At 73.0% G+C, this 15,911-nt stretch carries 16 protein-coding genes and 1 pseudogene; 6 read left to right on the plus strand and 11 right to left on the minus strand.

The genetic code is table 11. From position 1 onward, the window contains the following. Window positions 1–51 precede the first annotated feature (51 nt). From AB0J90_RS16495 to AB0J90_RS16510, 4 genes are all read right to left on the minus strand, one after another. Complete coding sequence (locus tag AB0J90_RS16495) at window positions 52–1,119, minus strand: tetratricopeptide repeat protein (RefSeq protein ID WP_363596576.1); 1,068 nt, start codon at window positions 1,117–1,119, stop codon at window positions 52–54. A 59-nt stretch (window positions 1,120–1,178) separates the two neighbouring features. Next, window positions 1,179–1,652: a 2-C-methyl-D-erythritol 2,4-cyclodiphosphate synthase gene (ispF, locus tag AB0J90_RS16500; RefSeq protein ID WP_363596578.1), complete on the minus strand. Its 474-nt coding sequence runs from the start codon at window positions 1,650–1,652 to the stop codon at window positions 1,179–1,181. A gap of 35 nt (window positions 1,653–1,687) precedes the next feature. Then, window positions 1,688–2,392 carry a 2-C-methyl-D-erythritol 4-phosphate cytidylyltransferase gene (gene ispD, locus AB0J90_RS16505; protein WP_363596579.1) on the minus strand — a complete coding sequence of 235 codons (705 nt, stop codon included), beginning with the start codon at window positions 2,390–2,392 and terminating at the stop codon, window positions 1,688–1,690. Between the two features lie 66 nt (window positions 2,393–2,458). Then, the gene (locus AB0J90_RS16510) at window positions 2,459–2,944 is read right to left on the minus strand and encodes a CarD family transcriptional regulator (RefSeq protein ID WP_121157498.1); all 486 of its coding nucleotides are present in this window, start codon (window positions 2,942–2,944) and stop codon (window positions 2,459–2,461) included. Window positions 2,945–3,271: 327 nt separating this feature from the next. Here AB0J90_RS16510 and AB0J90_RS16515 point away from each other — a divergent pair, with 327 nt between their 5' ends. Beyond that, window positions 3,272–4,036: a hypothetical protein gene (locus AB0J90_RS16515; RefSeq protein ID WP_363596581.1), complete on the plus strand. Its 765-nt coding sequence runs from the start codon at window positions 3,272–3,274 to the stop codon at window positions 4,034–4,036. Window positions 4,037–4,072: 36 nt separating this feature from the next. Here AB0J90_RS16515 and AB0J90_RS16520 read toward each other — a convergent pair whose 3' ends face one another. The 4 genes and pseudogenes from AB0J90_RS16520 to ubiG form a co-directional block, all read right to left on the minus strand. Next, the gene (locus AB0J90_RS16520; protein ID WP_363596583.1) at window positions 4,073–4,528 is read right to left on the minus strand and encodes a hypothetical protein; all 456 of its coding nucleotides are present in this window, start codon (window positions 4,526–4,528) and stop codon (window positions 4,073–4,075) included. Between the two features lie 188 nt (window positions 4,529–4,716). Next, window positions 4,717–5,796 (minus strand): type III polyketide synthase, encoded by a 1,080-nt coding sequence (locus tag AB0J90_RS16525; RefSeq protein ID WP_363596585.1) that lies wholly within the window; start codon window positions 5,794–5,796, stop codon window positions 4,717–4,719. Beyond that, complete coding sequence (locus AB0J90_RS16530) at window positions 5,790–6,959, minus strand: acyl-CoA dehydrogenase family protein (RefSeq protein ID WP_363596587.1); 1,170 nt, start codon at window positions 6,957–6,959, stop codon at window positions 5,790–5,792. The genes AB0J90_RS16525 and AB0J90_RS16530 overlap by 7 nt, the downstream gene beginning before the upstream one ends. 327 nt (window positions 6,960–7,286) lie before the next feature. Further along, window positions 7,287–7,964 (minus strand): annotated as a pseudogene (ubiG, locus tag AB0J90_RS16535) (bifunctional 2-polyprenyl-6-hydroxyphenol methylase/3-demethylubiquinol 3-O-methyltransferase UbiG); the annotation flags it as partial. Between the two features lie 46 nt (window positions 7,965–8,010). On the opposite strand from ubiG, the gene AB0J90_RS16540 reads away from it, so the two are divergent. The 4 genes from AB0J90_RS16540 to disA all read left to right on the plus strand — a co-directional run bounded on the left by AB0J90_RS16540 (window position 8,011) and on the right by disA (window position 12,671). Continuing rightward, complete coding sequence (locus tag AB0J90_RS16540) at window positions 8,011–8,850, plus strand: UbiA family prenyltransferase (RefSeq protein ID WP_363596589.1); 840 nt, start codon at window positions 8,011–8,013, stop codon at window positions 8,848–8,850. A 152-nt stretch (window positions 8,851–9,002) separates the two neighbouring features. Beyond that, window positions 9,003–9,764, plus strand: coding sequence for a hypothetical protein (locus AB0J90_RS16545; RefSeq protein WP_363596591.1), 762 nt, complete (start codon window positions 9,003–9,005; stop codon window positions 9,762–9,764). Window positions 9,765–9,882: 118 nt separating this feature from the next. Beyond that, the gene (gene radA / locus AB0J90_RS16550; protein WP_363596593.1) at window positions 9,883–11,322 is read left to right on the plus strand and encodes a DNA repair protein RadA; all 1,440 of its coding nucleotides are present in this window, start codon (window positions 9,883–9,885) and stop codon (window positions 11,320–11,322) included. Between the two features lie 164 nt (window positions 11,323–11,486). Then, a complete protein-coding gene (disA, locus tag AB0J90_RS16555; protein ID WP_326562185.1) occupies window positions 11,487–12,671 on the plus strand; it encodes a DNA integrity scanning diadenylate cyclase DisA in 1,185 nt (394 codons plus the stop codon). Window positions 12,672–12,749: 78 nt separating this feature from the next. Here the strand turns inward: disA and AB0J90_RS16560 are convergent, their stop codons facing one another. From AB0J90_RS16560 to AB0J90_RS16570, 3 genes are all read right to left on the minus strand, one after another. Further along, entirely contained in the window at window positions 12,750–13,499 is a 750-nt protein-coding gene (locus AB0J90_RS16560) for a hypothetical protein (protein WP_363596595.1), read from the minus strand. Window positions 13,500–13,620: 121 nt separating this feature from the next. Further along, a complete protein-coding gene (locus AB0J90_RS16565) occupies window positions 13,621–14,169 on the minus strand; it encodes a peptide deformylase (RefSeq protein WP_363596837.1) in 549 nt (182 codons plus the stop codon). Between the two features lie 143 nt (window positions 14,170–14,312). Then, the gene (locus AB0J90_RS16570) at window positions 14,313–14,825 is read right to left on the minus strand and encodes an ACT domain-containing protein (RefSeq protein ID WP_363596597.1); all 513 of its coding nucleotides are present in this window, start codon (window positions 14,823–14,825) and stop codon (window positions 14,313–14,315) included. Window positions 14,826–14,962: 137 nt separating this feature from the next. Between AB0J90_RS16570 and AB0J90_RS16575 the strand changes: the two genes are divergently transcribed. Then, window positions 14,963–15,883, plus strand: a complete 921-nt coding sequence (locus AB0J90_RS16575) for an A/G-specific adenine glycosylase (RefSeq protein ID WP_363596599.1) — start codon at window positions 14,963–14,965, stop codon at window positions 15,881–15,883. Window positions 15,884–15,911: the final 28 nt, after the last annotated feature.

The raw sequence follows: 15,911 nt of genomic DNA on the forward strand, positions 1-15,911 counted from the left end.
ACGCTTTCCCTGAAAGGGTGCGGGTCTCGCAGGGCCGTGGGTAGCCCGGTCTCAGCTCGGGGCGGGGCCGTAGCGGCGCAGGACGGCCAGTTCGGCCACCGAGGCGGCGGCGATGGCCAGGACCAGCGGCCACGGGGAGCCGAGCAGGGCGTAGAGCAGGATCAGCGCGGGCGCGGCCAGGGACGCGTAGACCGCCAGGGCCAGGGTCCGGTCCCGGGGCAGCAGCTCGGGCAGGATCGTCCGGACCAGCCCGGGCACGGCCGAGGCGAACCGCCACAGCAGCACCCCGCCGGCGATCGCCAGCAGCGCCGCCCAGAGCCTCGAACCGGCACCGCTGCCGGTGGCCATGAACGCCACCAGCACCGCCGCCACGATCGAGTAACCGGCGCCGTAGAGGACCAGGCGGAGCAGGCTCTCGCCGACCGACCGGGCGCTGTTCGTGCGTACCGGGGTGACCGCGACGGTCGCGGCCACCTCCTCCAGCGCCCACACGTACCGGCGCCGCTCCAGCCGGCTCTGCCCGACGTCGTTGCGGGCCTCGGCCAGTTCCGGGTCGAGTTCCAACGCCTCCCGGTAGGCCCGCTCGGCGAGGTCGAACAGGTTCAGCCGGGCGGCGACCATGCCGAGCACGAGGTGCGCCTGCGCCTCGCGCGGGGCCAGCTCGACCCCACGCCAGGCCGCGTTCAGCGCCGGCTGGCCGTTGCGCGCGTCGGCCAGGATCGCGGCGGCGCTGCGCTGGGCGTACGCGTCCGCGGGTCCCCGACGCAGTAGGTCGTCGGCGACCTCGGCGGCCTCCTTGAACCGGCGCAGGTCGACCAGGGCCAGCCCTCGGGCGACCAGCGGAGCAGCCCAGTCCGGCGCGGCACCGGGTACGGCTGCCGTCGCGGTCGACACGGCAACCGCGGTGTCGGCGGCGGCCAGTGCATCCTCGGGGCGTTCCGCCGCCAACTGCACCCGGGCGAGCATCGTCCACGCCCGTACGCTCGCCTGGTCAAGGGTGATGGCGTAGCCCAACTCGGCCACGGCGTCGTCGTACCGGCCGAGTTCGGCCATGAGGTCGGCCCGCTGAAGGTAGTCGTCGGCGGAGGCGTGCTGTTCGGGTGCGGCGTCGCTGGACACCGCCCGAGCCTAGACGGGCCGGGCGAACACGCCTCGGCGGGAATGGACGGCCGGCACCGTCAACGTGAATGGATCAGGGCCACCGCGAGCCCGGCCAGCCCCTCGGCCCGACCGGTCAGTCCGAGGCCGTCGGTGGTCGTACCGGAGACCGACACCGGGGCGCCGACCGCCTCGGCCAGCACCCGCTGGGCCTCGTCGCGCCGGGGACCGATCTTCGGCTTCACACCGATCACCTGGATCGACACGTTACCGATCTCGAAACCGGCGGCCCGTACCCGGCGGGCGGTCTCGGCGAGCAGCACCACCCCGGCCGCACCGGCCCACTCCGGCCGGTCGGTGCCGAAGTTGGCGCCGAGGTCACCCAGCATGGCGGCGGAGAGCAGCGCGTCACCGGCGGCGTGCGCGGCCACGTCACCGTCGGAGTGCCCGGCCAGCCCGTCGACGCCGGGCCAGTGCAGGCCCGCCACCCAGCAGGCCCGGCCAGCTTCGAAGGCGTGTACGTCGGTGCCGATGCCGACCCGGGGAACGATCACCGGGACAGGGTACCGAGCGGCTGGCCCGGGACCGGTCAGGCGTCGCCCGGCTGGCTCTGCAACAGGTGCTCGGCCAGGGCCAGGTCGAACGGCTGGGTGATCTTCATGGCGTACGGCGATCCGGGCACGCAGGTGACCCGTACGCCCTGCTTCTCCACCAGGCCGGCGTCGTCGGTGAGCGAGTCGACGGCGGCCGCGTGCGCGGCGGCCAGCACCTCCCGGCGGAAGCCCTGCGGCGTCTGCACGGCCCGCAACGACGACCGGTCCACGGTGCCGAGCACCAGACCTTCGGCATCGACTTCCTTGACCGTGTCGATCACCGGCAGCACCGGGATGGCGGCGTCGTGCCCGGCCCGGATGGTCGCGGCGACCGACTCGACCAGCACCGGTGGGATCAGTGCCCGTGCCGCGTCGTGCACCAGCACGATCGACGGCCCGTCCGGTACGGCGGCCAGCGCGGCGGCGACCGATGCCTGCCGGGTGGCGCCACCGACCACCACGGTCAGCTCGGCGATCGGTGCCAGCAGTCGGCGTACGGACTCGACCTCGGCGGGCGGCGCGGCGACCACGATCGTGTGTACGGACGGCGCGGTCGCGATCCGGCGAACCGCGTGTACCAGCAGCGGCTCCCCGGCGAGCAGCCGGAGCGCCTTCGGAGCGCCAGGCCCCAGTCGTACGCCGGCACCCGCCGCAGGAACGAGGACCGCGACGTCACCGCGCGGATTGAGCTGCGCGGTCACGTCGCGGTCCTCGTCTTCTCTGCGAATCCGTGAGAGGGATTCAGGCGGATCATCCCTACTCGGGTGTTACGCCTCGGTGAGCACCTTGTCGAGGAGGTTCTCCGCCTCGTCCTTGGTGCTCTTCTCGGCAAGCGCGACCTCGCCGACCAGGATGTCACGGGCCTTGGCGAGCATCCGCTTCTCACCCGCCGACAGGCCCCGCTCCCGCTCCCGGCGCCAAAGGTCGCGAACAACCTCCGCCACCTTCAGGGGGTTTCCGGAAGCCAGCTTTTCCAGATTCGCCTTGTAACGCCGCGACCAGTTGGTCGGTTCCTCCGTGTGAGGTGCCCGGAGGACATCGAAGACCTTGCCCAGGCCCTCTTCGCCAACCACTTCGCGGACGCCGACGATCTCGGCATTCTCAGCGGGCACCCGGACCGTCAGGTCACCCTGAGCGACCCTGAGGACGAGGTACTGCTTTGGCTCGCCCTTGATGACCCGAGTCTCGATTGCCTCGATGAGTGCGGCCCCGTGGTGGGGGTAAACAACGGTCTCGCCGACACTGAAAACCATAGGTTCGAAACCCCTTTCGCTGTGTCTAGGGTAACACGCTCAGGCACCGATGTCCCACCTCAGTCCTGACCATTAGCGCAGCTCAGAGGCCCTGTGAGAGGTCTTTCTTCCGCTTGACAGGCCGCCAGACCACGAGTTCCACCACGCTGCGTAACCTCCGGATCACCGGCCGGCGAGGCTAGTCGGAAGAATCGGATGTAGGGCGTTCCGGTGGTTCAATCATATCTCTCCCCCTTAGGGGGCGCCGGAGACTAGCGGTAAGGGCCCCCGTACGGGACGCTGGACGAGGAGCCCGATCCATTATCACGTGACCGGCCAGGGGGCACGATGGGCACGCCGGGAAACAGCGAGGGTTGGCCGGAAAACGGCGGACCGCCGGACGGCCTGCCCGACCTGCCACCGGACTGGGGCCCGATCGTCATCCCCGACGACCCCGCCGAACTGGCCGCCGAGGCGGCACTGGTCCGCCGTGAGCTGCGCCAGCGGGCCCGGCGCTCGGCCTGGCGGCGACGACTCGGACTCGGCTCCACCCGCCGCCTCAGCGCGGTCCGGCTCACCCTGCTGATCATGCCGCTGGCGCTGATCGCCGCCCTCGGAAGCCTGTTCGCCGTCGTCTGGCCCGGCCAGCAACGCCAACCCGCCGCACCGCGCACCAGCACCGGCGGCAGCCCCGGCCGTACGCTGCCCGCGCTCGCCACCCTGCCCGCGCTCGACCTGGTCGACTCGAACGCCACCCCGGTCGCCCTGCGCGGGCTGCTTCCCGCGGTGATCCTGCTTACCGACAGTTGCACCTGCACCGACCAGGTACGGGCCACCGCCTCGGCGGCACCCGTCGGGGTGACGGTGATCGTGGTGACCAGCGGCCAGTCCCGACCCAGCCCGCTGCCGAGCCCACCACCGGTGGCCGGCGCACCGCTGCGCGCGCTGGCCGACCCCGCCGCGGAACTGCGCGGCGCCATCCAGGTGGAACCACAGCCCGGAGCCGCCACCGCCGTACTGGTCGACCGGTTCGGCGAGATCGTCCGGGTCCTGCCCACCCTGACCTCGCCCACCGACTACCAGACCGACCTGCCCGTACTCACCCGTCGTTGAGGCCGACTCCCGTGGACCCGTGCTGCCCGGGGCAGGTCAGGACAGGGAGAGCAACTGGATCGCCACCTCGGCCCGTCCCGGCTGCGGACGCGAGCGGGACACCTGGATGACCATCCGCGACTGCGCCGCGGTCACCTCGGTGCTGGTGAACCCGTCCCCGCAGACCAACGCCGTCTCGGTCGACCCGGTACGGGTGCCGTCGAGCCGGATGGTCAGCTCGCCCGGACCGGTGCAGACGTACTGCAGGAGGTAACGCCCACCGGGCTCGACCGGGACCGGCCAGTCGGTGCTGGTTCCCTCGTGCACCGCGAACAGGTCCCGCCGTACCGTCCCGGGAAACTCCGGCAACGCGTTGCCGGCATCCGGCAGCACCATGTCCCCGGTCGCCGGATCGATCAGCAGGAACAGGTCGGACGCTCCGACCGACGGCACCACCTGCGGCACGACCGGCGGTTCGGCGACCGGCACGGCCGGCGCGGGTGCAGCGGACACCCACCACCAGCCCCCGACCGCCAGTACCACGGCCGTTCCCGCCGCCAGCAGGAGACCGACACCCCGGTCACCCCTCGTCGGACCGCCGCCCGTCGGATCCCCGCTCGTGCCGCTGCCTGGGAGATCCCCGCTCGTGCCACTGCCTGCGGGATCCCCGCTCGTGCCGCTCGGACTCGGGCTCGCGCCGGTCAGCATGGGGCCGCGAATTCGAGCAGGGTCGCGTACAGGGTGAGACCTGGGCCGAACGCGAGCATCACCACCAGGCGCGGCGGCACCGGCATGGACCGCAACCGATCGAGGATCAGCAACACCGTCGGCGACGAGCAGTTGCCGTACTCGGCCAGGGTGGCCCGGGAGTCCGCCAGCGCCTCCGGTGCCAGGCCCAACTCCCGCTCGACCACGTTGAGGATCCGGGGACCGCCCGGATGCACCGCCCAGCCGTCCACCTCGGCTATACCCAGCCCGTGCCGGGCCAGCAGGTCCTCCACCAGGCCACGTACGTGCGCCGCGAGCACCTCCGGCACCCGAGGGGACAACCCCATCCGGAACCCCGTCTCGGTGACGTCCCAGGTCATGTGGTCGGCCGTCGAGGTGTCCGTCACCGCGACGACCTCGCGGACCGCGTACCCGGGGCGTCCGGCCGGGGTGAGCACCGTGGCCACCGCCGCGTCCGAGAAAAGCGCGTGCGAGACGATCTGCTGGGTGTCCACCCGGGCCGACGACGGTTGGATGTGCAGGCTGGTCAGCTCGGCGCAGAGCAGCAGCGCCGGTCGCCCACGGGCGGCCACGAAGTCACTCACCGCGCCGAGTCCGGGCAGCGCGGCGTAACAGCCCATGTGCCCGATGAAGATCCGCTGGGTGGCGGTGGACATGCCCATGTCCCGGGCCAGCAGGATGTCCAGGCCCGGGGTGACGTACCCGGTGCAGGAACAGACCGCGAACAGACCCACGTCCCCGGCGGCAAGCCCGGCGTCGGTCAACGCCCGGCCGACCGCCTCCTTGCCCAGCGGCAACGCCTCCACCAGGTAACGACGCATCCGCCGCTCGGTCGGCCAGGCCGAAACGTCCTCCAGCAGCGGGTTCACCGCCGCCTGCCGGGTCACCACCCCCGAGTTCGCGAAGATCCGCTCGGCCAGCGCACGGGTCGTACCGCCGAAGTGCTCGGCGAAGAAGCCCGTCCACAGATCACTCTGCGTCGCCCGGGGCGGCAGGGCGACACCCAGGCCGGCGATCACCGGCAACCCGCTCGTACCGTCGCCGCTCACCATCGGGGTGCCGACCCGTCCCGGTCCGGGTCCCCACCGATCGCCGCCACACCGAGCCAGTCGGCGCAGACGTCGGAGGTCGCCGGATGCAGCGAGCCGCAACGGGCATCTCGGTAGAGCCGCTCCAGCGGATGGCCCCGCCGGGTCGCCGAGGTCCCCGCCGCCTCCAACATCGAGGCGGCCACCTCTGCCGCCGTGGTGCCGGCGAGCAGCTTGGCCCGCCACACCCAGCGGTTGGTCTCCGCGTCACCGGGCTCGGAGTCCACCCGACGGGCCGCCTCGGCCACCACCAGCTCGGCCGCGGCCACCGCCGCGTCCGCCCGACCGATCCGGGCCCGGATCGCCGGCAACTCGCCCAGGTTGCGGGCGTCGACGTGCGCTACCGCCGCGTCCACCGCCGCCCGGGCCACCCCCGCGTAGACCGCCGCGTAGCTCGCCACCAGCCAGTGCGGCATCAACTGCGCCACCACCAGGGCCAGCCCCTCCACCCCGCCGAGCAGCCGGTCCGCCGGCACCGTCACGTCCAGGTGCAGGTCGTGCGAGGCCGTCGCGCGCATGCCGAGCGAATCCCAGGTCGGCTCGACCCGCAGCCCGTCCACCGACGCGGGCACCAGGAACTGCGACACCACCGACTGGTCGGCGACGCTGCGGGCCGCGACCAGGTACGCGTCCGCATGCCCGGCACCGGAGCAGAACGTCTTCGCGCCCTTGATGTGGAAACCGCCGTCGACCGGCTCGTACACGGTGGAGAGCTGGGACAGCCGGGCGCCGGCACCCCGTTCACTCATCGCCACGGCGTACCAGGCCCCGGCCGCCGCCTCGGCGAGCAGCCGGTCCCGCGCCGCCAACGCCTCGGCCGGTACGCCGAGCGCCTCGGCCAGTTCCTCGGTCACCGCGCCGAGCGCACCGGTCACCGACGCGTGCATATTGAACACGAGTGCGGTCGCACCGTTGCCCCGAGCGAGTTCGGTGGCGACCGCCGCGTACTCGGCGAAGCGGGCACCCATGCCGCCCAGCGTCGCCGGCACCATCAGCCCGAACAGGCCCGCATCCCGGAGATCCACGAAATCCTCAACGGGAAACGTGCCCTCGCGGTCATGCTCGGCCGCTCGCGCGGCCAACCGTGGCGCCAACCGGCGCGCGGTTCCGAGCGCGTCCACCGCCATACCTGCCCCCTCCTGCACGTCACCCGTACCGCCGGCTACCGCCTGCCCATCCCGTGCTTCGACCCCTACCTACCCGTGCTCCAGCCCGTACCCGTTCCTCGACCCCTACCCGTGCTTCACCCCGCGGCCCTGGTAGAGCACCGCCGTCGACCGGGTCGGCACGATCCGGGGCGTACCCCGGCCGCTGCCGGCCCGCCCGATCACGCCGCGCCCGCCGTCGGCGCCGGCCGACCTCGTGGCCGGAGCGCTCCCGCCACCCGCCGACCCTGCGACCACCCCGCCGCCGTCAGCCGAGCCCGCCACCGCCTTGCCGGCACCGTTGGCCGACTGGCGGGCCAGCCAGCGCAACAGCCCCGGCACAGCCGGGCGGATCCCCCGCAGCCGCAGGGCAACGCCGTGCCGGGCGCACTCGGCGACCAGCGCCCGCGCGTCCACGAACAACCGGGGGTCGTGGATCCCCCGGGGCACCCCGCGCACCCGCTCCGCGAGCGTCACCGCCACCAACCGGCTGATCGCCGTGTCGTTGAGCGTGTCCAACACCAGCGTCCCGCCCGGACGGAGCACCCGACACGCCTCGGCCACCGCCGCCCGCCAGTCCGGTACGTGCTCCAGCACCTCACCCGCGGCCACCACGTCGGCGCAGCGGTCCGCCAACGGCAGCGCCGTGGCGTCGCCGTTGACCGGCACCACCCCGTGCCCGGCGGCCTGGGCGAGCGCCGACCGGGTCAGGTCCACCCCGACGTGCCGGTAACCGTGCCCCGCCACGTGCGGGGCAAGCAGACCCGCGCCGCAGCCCACGTCGACCAGGACCGCCCCGGCGCGGGTCGCCGTCGGCACCAGTTGCGCCCGCGCCTGCGCCAACCAGTGCAACATCGCGAAGACACCATCCGGCCGCCACCACTCGTCGGCCAGATCGTCGTACTGTCGTGGATCATTACGCGGCCGGGCCGGAATCCCGGCACGCGCCGTCTCGACGTCGCCCACCTCGGGATCCTCACTCGCCATGGCGTTGAGCCTGGCACGACTCGCCGGTAACGAACAGACTTCTTCTATGTCGCGAATGGTGTTAGGCCTGGTCCGGGCGAGTCACCCCGAGCCGGCGGTCGCCGTGACCGGCGTGTCGGCACTACTCGCGTGGGGGGTCGGACACCGGGTCGGCGGCATCGTCGCGGTGGCGGCGACCGTACTGGCGACCCAGTTGGCGGTCGGCTGGCTCAACGACCGGCTCGACGCCGACCGGGACATGGCCGTCGGCCGGACCGACAAACCGCTGGCCAACGGGACGCTCGACCGCCGCCTGGTGCTGCTGTGCGGGGTTGCCGCCGCACTCGCCACCCCGGCGCTCGGGCTGCTGCTCAACCCGACCGCGGCGGCGGCGATCACCGTGGCACTGCTCTCCGCCCTGCTCTACAACTGGCCGCTCAAGTTCACCCCGGCCTCCGTGCTGCCGTACGCGGTCTCGTTCGGCACCCTGCCGGCGTTCGTCGTACTCGCCCTGCCCGGATCGCCCGCACCGCCCGGCTGGCTGGTCGCGGCGGGAGCGCTGCTCGGCGCCGGTGCCCACTTCGCGAACGTGCTGCCGGACCTCGACGACGACGCCCGTACGGGGGTGCGTGGGCTGCCGCACCGGATCGGCCCGGCCGGCTCGCGGGTCGCCGCCGCCGTACTGCTGCTCACCGCGACCGCGGTGTTGGTCTTCGGCCCGTCCGGACCGCCGTCGTGGGCGGGGCTCGCGGCCATCGCGGCCGCCGCGGTGGTCCTCCCCGCCGGCTGGTACGCCAGCCGCTCGGCCGGCCGCCGGGGCGAACGCGGCATCGGAGTATTCCGGGCGGTGATGCTGGTGGCCGTGATCGACGTGGTGCTCCTGGTTGCCAGCGGACGGGTGGTGTAGGCGGGTTCTCCCTGGTCAGTGCCGTGCGCACCGGTTAACCGGGTCGGCGTACGGGACGGGACGACACCCCACTACCCTGGAGGCCGGTCTGCGCGGGTATGGCCACCGCGCCCGGTGTCAGCTGGGCGCGGATCGCAACGAGGAGGACCGACGTGACGCGCTCGATCAGGCGACCCCGGCGGGCCGCGCTGCTGCTGGGCGGTGCGGCGACCGCTGCCGCTCTGCTGCTCTCCGGGTGCGGGACGGGTCAGATCGCCGAGACCGCGGCCATGCGGCCGACCGTCTCCGGAGTGAACACCCAGACGGCGGACGATGCCTTCAAGCTGCGTAACCTCGCGGTCGTCTACAAGGACACCAAGGGCTACCCGGCCGGCTCGGACGCGCCGATCGAGGTGACCATCTACAACGACTCAGCGAAACCGGTGACGGTGTCGGTCACCACCACCAGCGCCCAGGGCGTGGTGCTCGGCGGGAAGCTGGCGCCGAGCCCGCAGCCCAGCGCGTCCAGCGCCTCGCCGTCGGCGCCGGCCTCACCCAGCGGCAGCCCGTCCGGTTCGCCGAGCGGCAGCCCCTCCGGCTCACCCAGCGGCAGCCCGTCCGGTTCGCCGAGCGGCAGCCCGTCGGGGGCCGCGAGCGGTTCCCCCTCGCCCAGCGCCGCCGCGACCAGCCAGGCGCCGATCAACCAGCCGGCGAAGATCGAGATCCCGGCGCACGAGTACGTCGTGCTGAACCCCACCAGCGGCAGCTTCCTGCAGCTCGCCGGGCTCCACGAGGCGCTGCGGCCGGGACAGTCGGTGGAACTGGTCTTCGACTTCGGCGGTCAGCAGATCCAGACGCCCGCCCCGGTCGCGATCCCGCTGACGGCCGCACCGCCGGCCACCCCGATCGTCGGTGGCGAGGGCCACGAGGGCTGATCCTCGGCATCCAGCGAGGCCGGCGGACGCCGGTGCACCACAAGATCTCCGAACCGGGCCGGCGTGGCAGTGACCACGACCGGCCCGTTTCGTCGTACGGATTGGCTAACGTCGCGGGGTGACCCCGCCCCCCGCTCCCCGCGCGACCCCCACGCGCTCCCGAGCCGCGGCCCGTGAGCCCCGGCCCGCCTACCAGTGCGACGCCTGCGGGCACCAGCCACCCAAGTGGGTCGGCCGCTGCCCCGAGTGCGGCGAGTGGGGTGCGGTGATCGAGACCGTCAGCGGACCGACGGTCGCCGGCCGGGTGGTCAGCTCCCGCGTGCCGGGCGAGCCGGCCCGACCGATCGCGACCATCAGCGCCGCCCCGGCCAAGGCCCGACCGACCGGCATCGGCGAGTTGGACCGGGTGCTCGGCGGCGGCCTGGTGCCCGGCGCGGTGGTGCTGCTCGCCGGTGAGCCAGGTGTCGGCAAGTCCACCCTCCTGCTCGACGTGGCGCAGCAGTGGGCTGCCGTCGCCGGCAGCCCGTCCCTGGTCGTCAGCGGCGAGGAGTCGGTCAGCCAGGTGCGGCTGCGGGCCGAGCGGATGGGGACCCTGCACGAACAGCTCTACCTGGCCGCCGAGAACGACCTCGGTGCGGTGCTCGGCCACCTCGACGCGGTCAAGCCCGGTCTGCTGGTGCTCGACTCGGTGCAGACCATCGCCACCCAGGACAGCGACGGGGTGCCGGGCGGGGTGACCCAGGTCCGGGCGGTCACCGCCGCGCTGGTGTCGGTCGCCAAGGAACGCGGCGTCGCCGTCGTACTGGTGGGCCACGTCACCAAGGACGGCCAGGTCGCCGGCCCGCGGGTGCTGGAGCACCTGGTCGACGTGGTGCTGCACTTCGAGGGCGACAAGCACTCCTCGCTGCGGATGGTGCGCGGGGTCAAGAACCGGTTCGGCGCCGCCGACGAGGTCGGCTGTTTCGAGATGCACGAGGGCGGGATCAGCAGCCTGGCCGACCCGTCCGGACTGTTCCTCACCCGCTACACCGAGCCGGTGCCGGGCACCTGCGTGACGGTGGCAATGGAGGGGCGACGGGCCCTGCTGACCGAGGTCCAGGCACTGATCGGCGCCACCGTCGCCGGCTCACCACGGCGTACGGTCTCCGGCCTCGACTCGGCCCGGCTGGCCATGGTGCTCGCCGTGCTGCAACGCCGTACGGAGCGGCTGACCCTGCACGACCGGGAGGTCTTCGCCGCCACCGTGGGCGGGATCCGGGTGGTCGAGCCCGCCGCCGACCTGGCGGTGGCGCTCGCTGTCGCGTCCGGCGGGCTCAACCTCGCCATCGCCCCCAACCTGGTGGCGATCGGGGAGGTCGGCCTCACCGGCGAGGTGCGCCGGGTCGGCGCGGTGCCCCGGCGACTGGCCGAGGCGGCCCGGCTGGGCTTCCGCTTCGCCCTGGTGCCGCAGGGCTGCGGACCCGAATCGACCGGGGTGAGCCAGGAGAACATGCGGGTATTGGAGGTCACCGACGTACGATCGGCCCTGCAGCAGGCCGCGCGGGTGTCGGCCGAGTGACCGGAAAGTCCCTGATAGATCCTGGTACGACCGAATCTGACAGACCCCGGATGGTCAGCGCCACCGTGGCGTGGACCCCGATCGCGGCGAAGGGAAACGGGCGCAGTGGCACATCACAGTAACCGCGGCAGCACCGAGTGCATGCCGGTCCGTAGACTGTCCGGGTGCCGACCGACCGCGACGCGAGCAGAAGCGCTGGCGCGAGTGCCCCGGCCAACGGCAGCGCCGTGGGTTCTCTGGCACGCACCATCAGCGCGGGGGTGACCGTGAACGTACCCGGAACCACCGGCGACCCGCTGCGCGCAAATCTCGCGCTGATGGCGCCGGGCACCGCCCTGCGCGACGGGCTGGAGCGCATCCTGCGCGGCCGTACCGGCGCGTTGATCGTGCTCGGCTACGACAAGGTCGTCGAGACGCTCTGCACCGGTGGCTTCCCGCTCGACGTCGAGTTCTCCGCGACCCGCGTACGCGAACTGTGCAAGATGGACGGTGCGGTCGTGCTCTCCAGCGACGGCACCCGGATCGTACGGGCGGCCGTGCACCTGATGCCCGACCCGTCGATCCCGACCGAGGAGTCCGGCACCCGGCACCGCACCGCGGAACGAGTCGCCCGGCAGACCGGCTACCCGGTCATCTCGGTCAGCCAGTCGATGCGGATCATCAGCCTCTACGTCAACGGCCAGCGGCACGTGCTGGACGACTCGGCGGCGATCCTGTCCCGGGCCAACCAGGCGCTCGCCACGCTGGAACGCTACAAGCTGCGACTCGACGAGGTCTCCGGCACGCTCTCCGCGCTGGAGATCGAGGACCTGGTCACCGTACGGGACGCGGTGGCCGTGGTGCAGCGGCTGGAGATGGTGCGCCGGATCGCCGACGAGATCGCCGGTTACGTAGTGGAACTCGGCACCGACGGTCGACTGCTCGCCCTGCAACTGGACGAGCTGATGGCCGGCGTCGACGCCGACCGGACCCTGGTGATCCGTGACTACCTGCCCACCGGACGCAAGGCCCGTACGCTCGACGAGGCGCTGGTCGAACTCGACCTGCTCACCGCCACCGAGCTGATCGACCTGGTCGCGGTGGCGAAGGCCATCGGCTACCCGGGTGCCTCCGACGCGCTGGACGCGGCGGTCAGCCCACGCGGATTCCGGTTGCTCGCCAAGGTGCCCCGGCTGCCCGGCGCGGTGGTCGACCGGCTGGTCGGTCACTTCGGCAGCCTGCAGCAGTTGCTCGGCGCCACCGTCGAGGACCTGCAGGCGGTCGACGGCGTCGGCGACGCGCGGGCCCGTGGCGTACGCGAAGGCCTCTCCCGGCTCGCCGAAGCGTCCATCCTGGAGCGGTACGTCTGAACTCGGCCCGCCACCCGGCCGCCGTCCACGCCCCGGCGTGGGTGGCGACCGGGTTCAGTCCGGGGTGAAGGCCGACGCTCAGCCGGTGATGGTGAACGTCACCGGGTCGCTGTGCTTGGTGCCGAGCCGAGCGAAGATCTGATACTCGCCGGCCTCCGCGTCCGGTCCGGCCGCCAGGGCACCGCTGCACTTGGTGTCGCGGTTGCCGTTCCAGTCGGCCTGGAAGGTGTGCTTGACGTTCGGCACGAGCGTCACCACGCTGGTGCCCTTCGCCCCGCAGGTGTCCGACGACCAGACCCGCTCCGCACCGCGCTTGATGAACAGTTCCTGGAGGTCGGCGCCCAGGTCACGGCTACAGGTGCGGTTCGACGTGTTCTTGACCTCGAGTTGCAGGCCGACCGTCCCGCCCTGCCGGATCGACTTCGCCAGCGGCACCGGCACCACCGAGATCTCCTCGTCGGTGCACGAACCGGCGGCCGGCGGCGGCACGTCCGGGACCGTCCCGGCCGGCGGTACCACCGGGTCACCGCCCGCCGGATCACCGCCCGCCGGCTGCTGCGGGTCGCCCGCTGCCGGGTCGACGCCGGCCGACGGGTCCGCCGCCGGATCCGAAGCCGGCGCACCGCTCTCCGGGGTGAGCACCGACGAGGTGGGCTGCACCCCGGCCGGCGTCGTCGGCGTGGTATTTGCCGCGTTCGAACCGGGCTTGTCCGGCTGCTGGGTGCACGACCACAGGACGACGATGAGAAAAAGCAAACCCGCGCCGAGCACGACGGCTCGACGCCGCCAATAGACGGCGGGTGACAGGGGGCCAACCGTCAAACGCATGATGCGTTCACCGTATCGGGGTGCACTCGGCGGACTCGGGCGACGCGCCGGGGTTCGCGGGGCCGGAATCGCCGGTTCGAGAGCCCGGAATCCCCTGTGGGCCAAGCCGATCCGGCCATGATCACAGGTAGACCTTGCGTTGGTACACCGCGTGCGCACCCGCCACCCGGTCGAGGAACAGCAGACCGGCGCAGTGGTCGATTTCGTGCTGCAACGCCCGTGCCTCGAAGCCGTCCGCCACCAGCCGGACCGGCTCGCCCGTACCGGGCAGTTCGCCGGTCACCACGAGCCGGCTGGCCCGTTTGACGTCACCGGTCAGGTCCGGCACCGACATGCAGCCCTCCCGGCCCGGCCGCCACCGGCTCGCCTCGACCACGGTCGCGTTGCACAGCACGAAGGTGCCGTGCACGGTCACCGCCTTGGGATGACCGGTCACGTCGACCGCGAACACCCGCGCCCCGACGCCGATCTGCGGCGCCGCCAGCCCGACGCACCCGGGCGAGGCGCGCATGGTGGCGATCAGGTCAGCGGCGAGCTGCACCACCTCGTCGGCTGTCGGGTCGACGTCGCTGCCGGCCCGGCTCAGCACCGGGTCGGGCGCGCAGACGACGGGTCGCACCCGTCCCACCACACCGAGCGCGGTCAGGGTCGCAGGGGTCCAGCCGTCCAGTCCGACGGCCTGGGTGACCGCCGCCGAACCCCCTTCGGCCGGGGCCGCATCGCCAGCGGTCACCCCGCCGGTCTCCTCCGAGGTGACCTTGCCGGTGTCCTCGGCGGTCTCTGCTGCGGTCGCCTTGCCGGTGTCCTCGGCGGTCACAGCAGGTCCGAGTCGGCTCGCCGTAGCGTCACCTCGACATCCAGACCGGCGGCCACCTCGCTCAGCCGGGTGGCGAGCGGGCCAGCGGTGCCGGGCGGCAGGTCGACCTCGGCCACGATCAGATAGAGCTGCCCGCTGAGCCGGGTGGTGAGGTCGGTGACGTTGCCGCCGTACTCGGCCAGCACCCGGGTAACCGTGGCGACGATGCCGAGACGGTCGGCGCCGTGGACCGCGAGCACGTACGGCTCTCCGGTCGGCGGCTGTTCCCCGTCCGCCTGGACGGACCGTACGGTGGCGAGCAGTTGACCGTCCGCGCGCAGCGGGACCAGCGCGGCCTCGACCTCGTCGGCGGTCGGGCCGACGCAGATCAGCGTCATCGCGAAGTGCCCACGCAACCGGGTCATGGTCGAGTCGGTCAGGTTGGCGCCGAGCCGGGCGAGCAGCTCCGCCACGTCGGCCACGATGCCGGGCCGGTCATGACCGATGACGGTGATCGCGAGCTGGCTCATCCGGGCATTCTGCCCGATCGGTGCCCGTCTCCCGTCCCTGACCGGTCCGCGGTCCACGCTGCGGGATGGTGGCTGGCGATCGGCGCCCGGCACGGCCCGCTGTCGCGGCACCGACGGCCGTGACAGGATCGGGCGCGATGTCCGAACCAACGCTCGCCACCGTGGCCATCCGGTGGTACGACGAGAACGCGCGTGACCTGCCGTGGCGGGAGCCCGGCGTGGCCGCCTGGGCGGTGCTGGTCAGCGAGGTCATGTTGCAGCAGACCCCGGTGGTACGCGTCCTGCCCGCCTGGCGGGCGTGGCTGGCCCGCTGGCCGGGGCCGGCCGAACTGGCGGCGGACCCGCCCGGCGAGGCGATCAGGATGTGGGGGCGGCTCGGCTACCCCCGTCGGGCGCTGCGTCTGCGGGACTGCGCGGTGGCGCTGGTGGAGCGGCACGGTGGCGAGGTGCCGGCCGAGCTGACCGCCCTGCTCGCCCTGCCCGGCGTCGGTGACTACACGGCACGGGCGGTGCTCGCGTTCGCGTACGGGCAGCGGCACCCGGTGGTGGACACGAACGTACGACGGTTGGTGGCTCGGGCGGTGGCCGGCGCGGCGGACGCGGGTGCGGCAACCCGCCCGTCCGACCTGGTCGCCACCGCGGAACTGCTGCCGGTGGAGCCGGCCAGGGCGGCTCGGGCCAGCGCCGCGTTCATGGAATTGGGGGCGTTGGTCTGCACCGCCCGCGCGCCCCGGTGCGTGGACTGCCCGCTCGCCGACCGCTGCGCCTGGCGAGCCTCGGGCGCGCTGCCGCCGACCGGTCCGACCCGCCGCCCCCAGCGCTACGCCGGCACCGACCGCCAGGTACGCGGCCTGCTGCTGGCGGTGCTGCGGGACGCGACCGCCCCCGTCCCGCTCGCCCGGCTCGACCTCGTCTGGCCGGACGACACCCAGCGCACCCGCGCCCTGAGCACCCTCGTCGAAGACGGCCTGGTGACCGCCCTCCCGCACGCCACCTACGCCCTTCCCGGCCACCCGGCTGTCGAGCGCGTACGCGACCTCAGCGAACAGAACACCTAGCTGCTCGGAGCGGCCGGTGGATGCAGAG

It is taken from the genome of Micromonospora sp. NPDC049523 (assembly GCF_040676775.1).
Taxonomy (GTDB): domain Bacteria; phylum Actinomycetota; class Actinomycetes; order Mycobacteriales; family Micromonosporaceae; genus Micromonospora_G.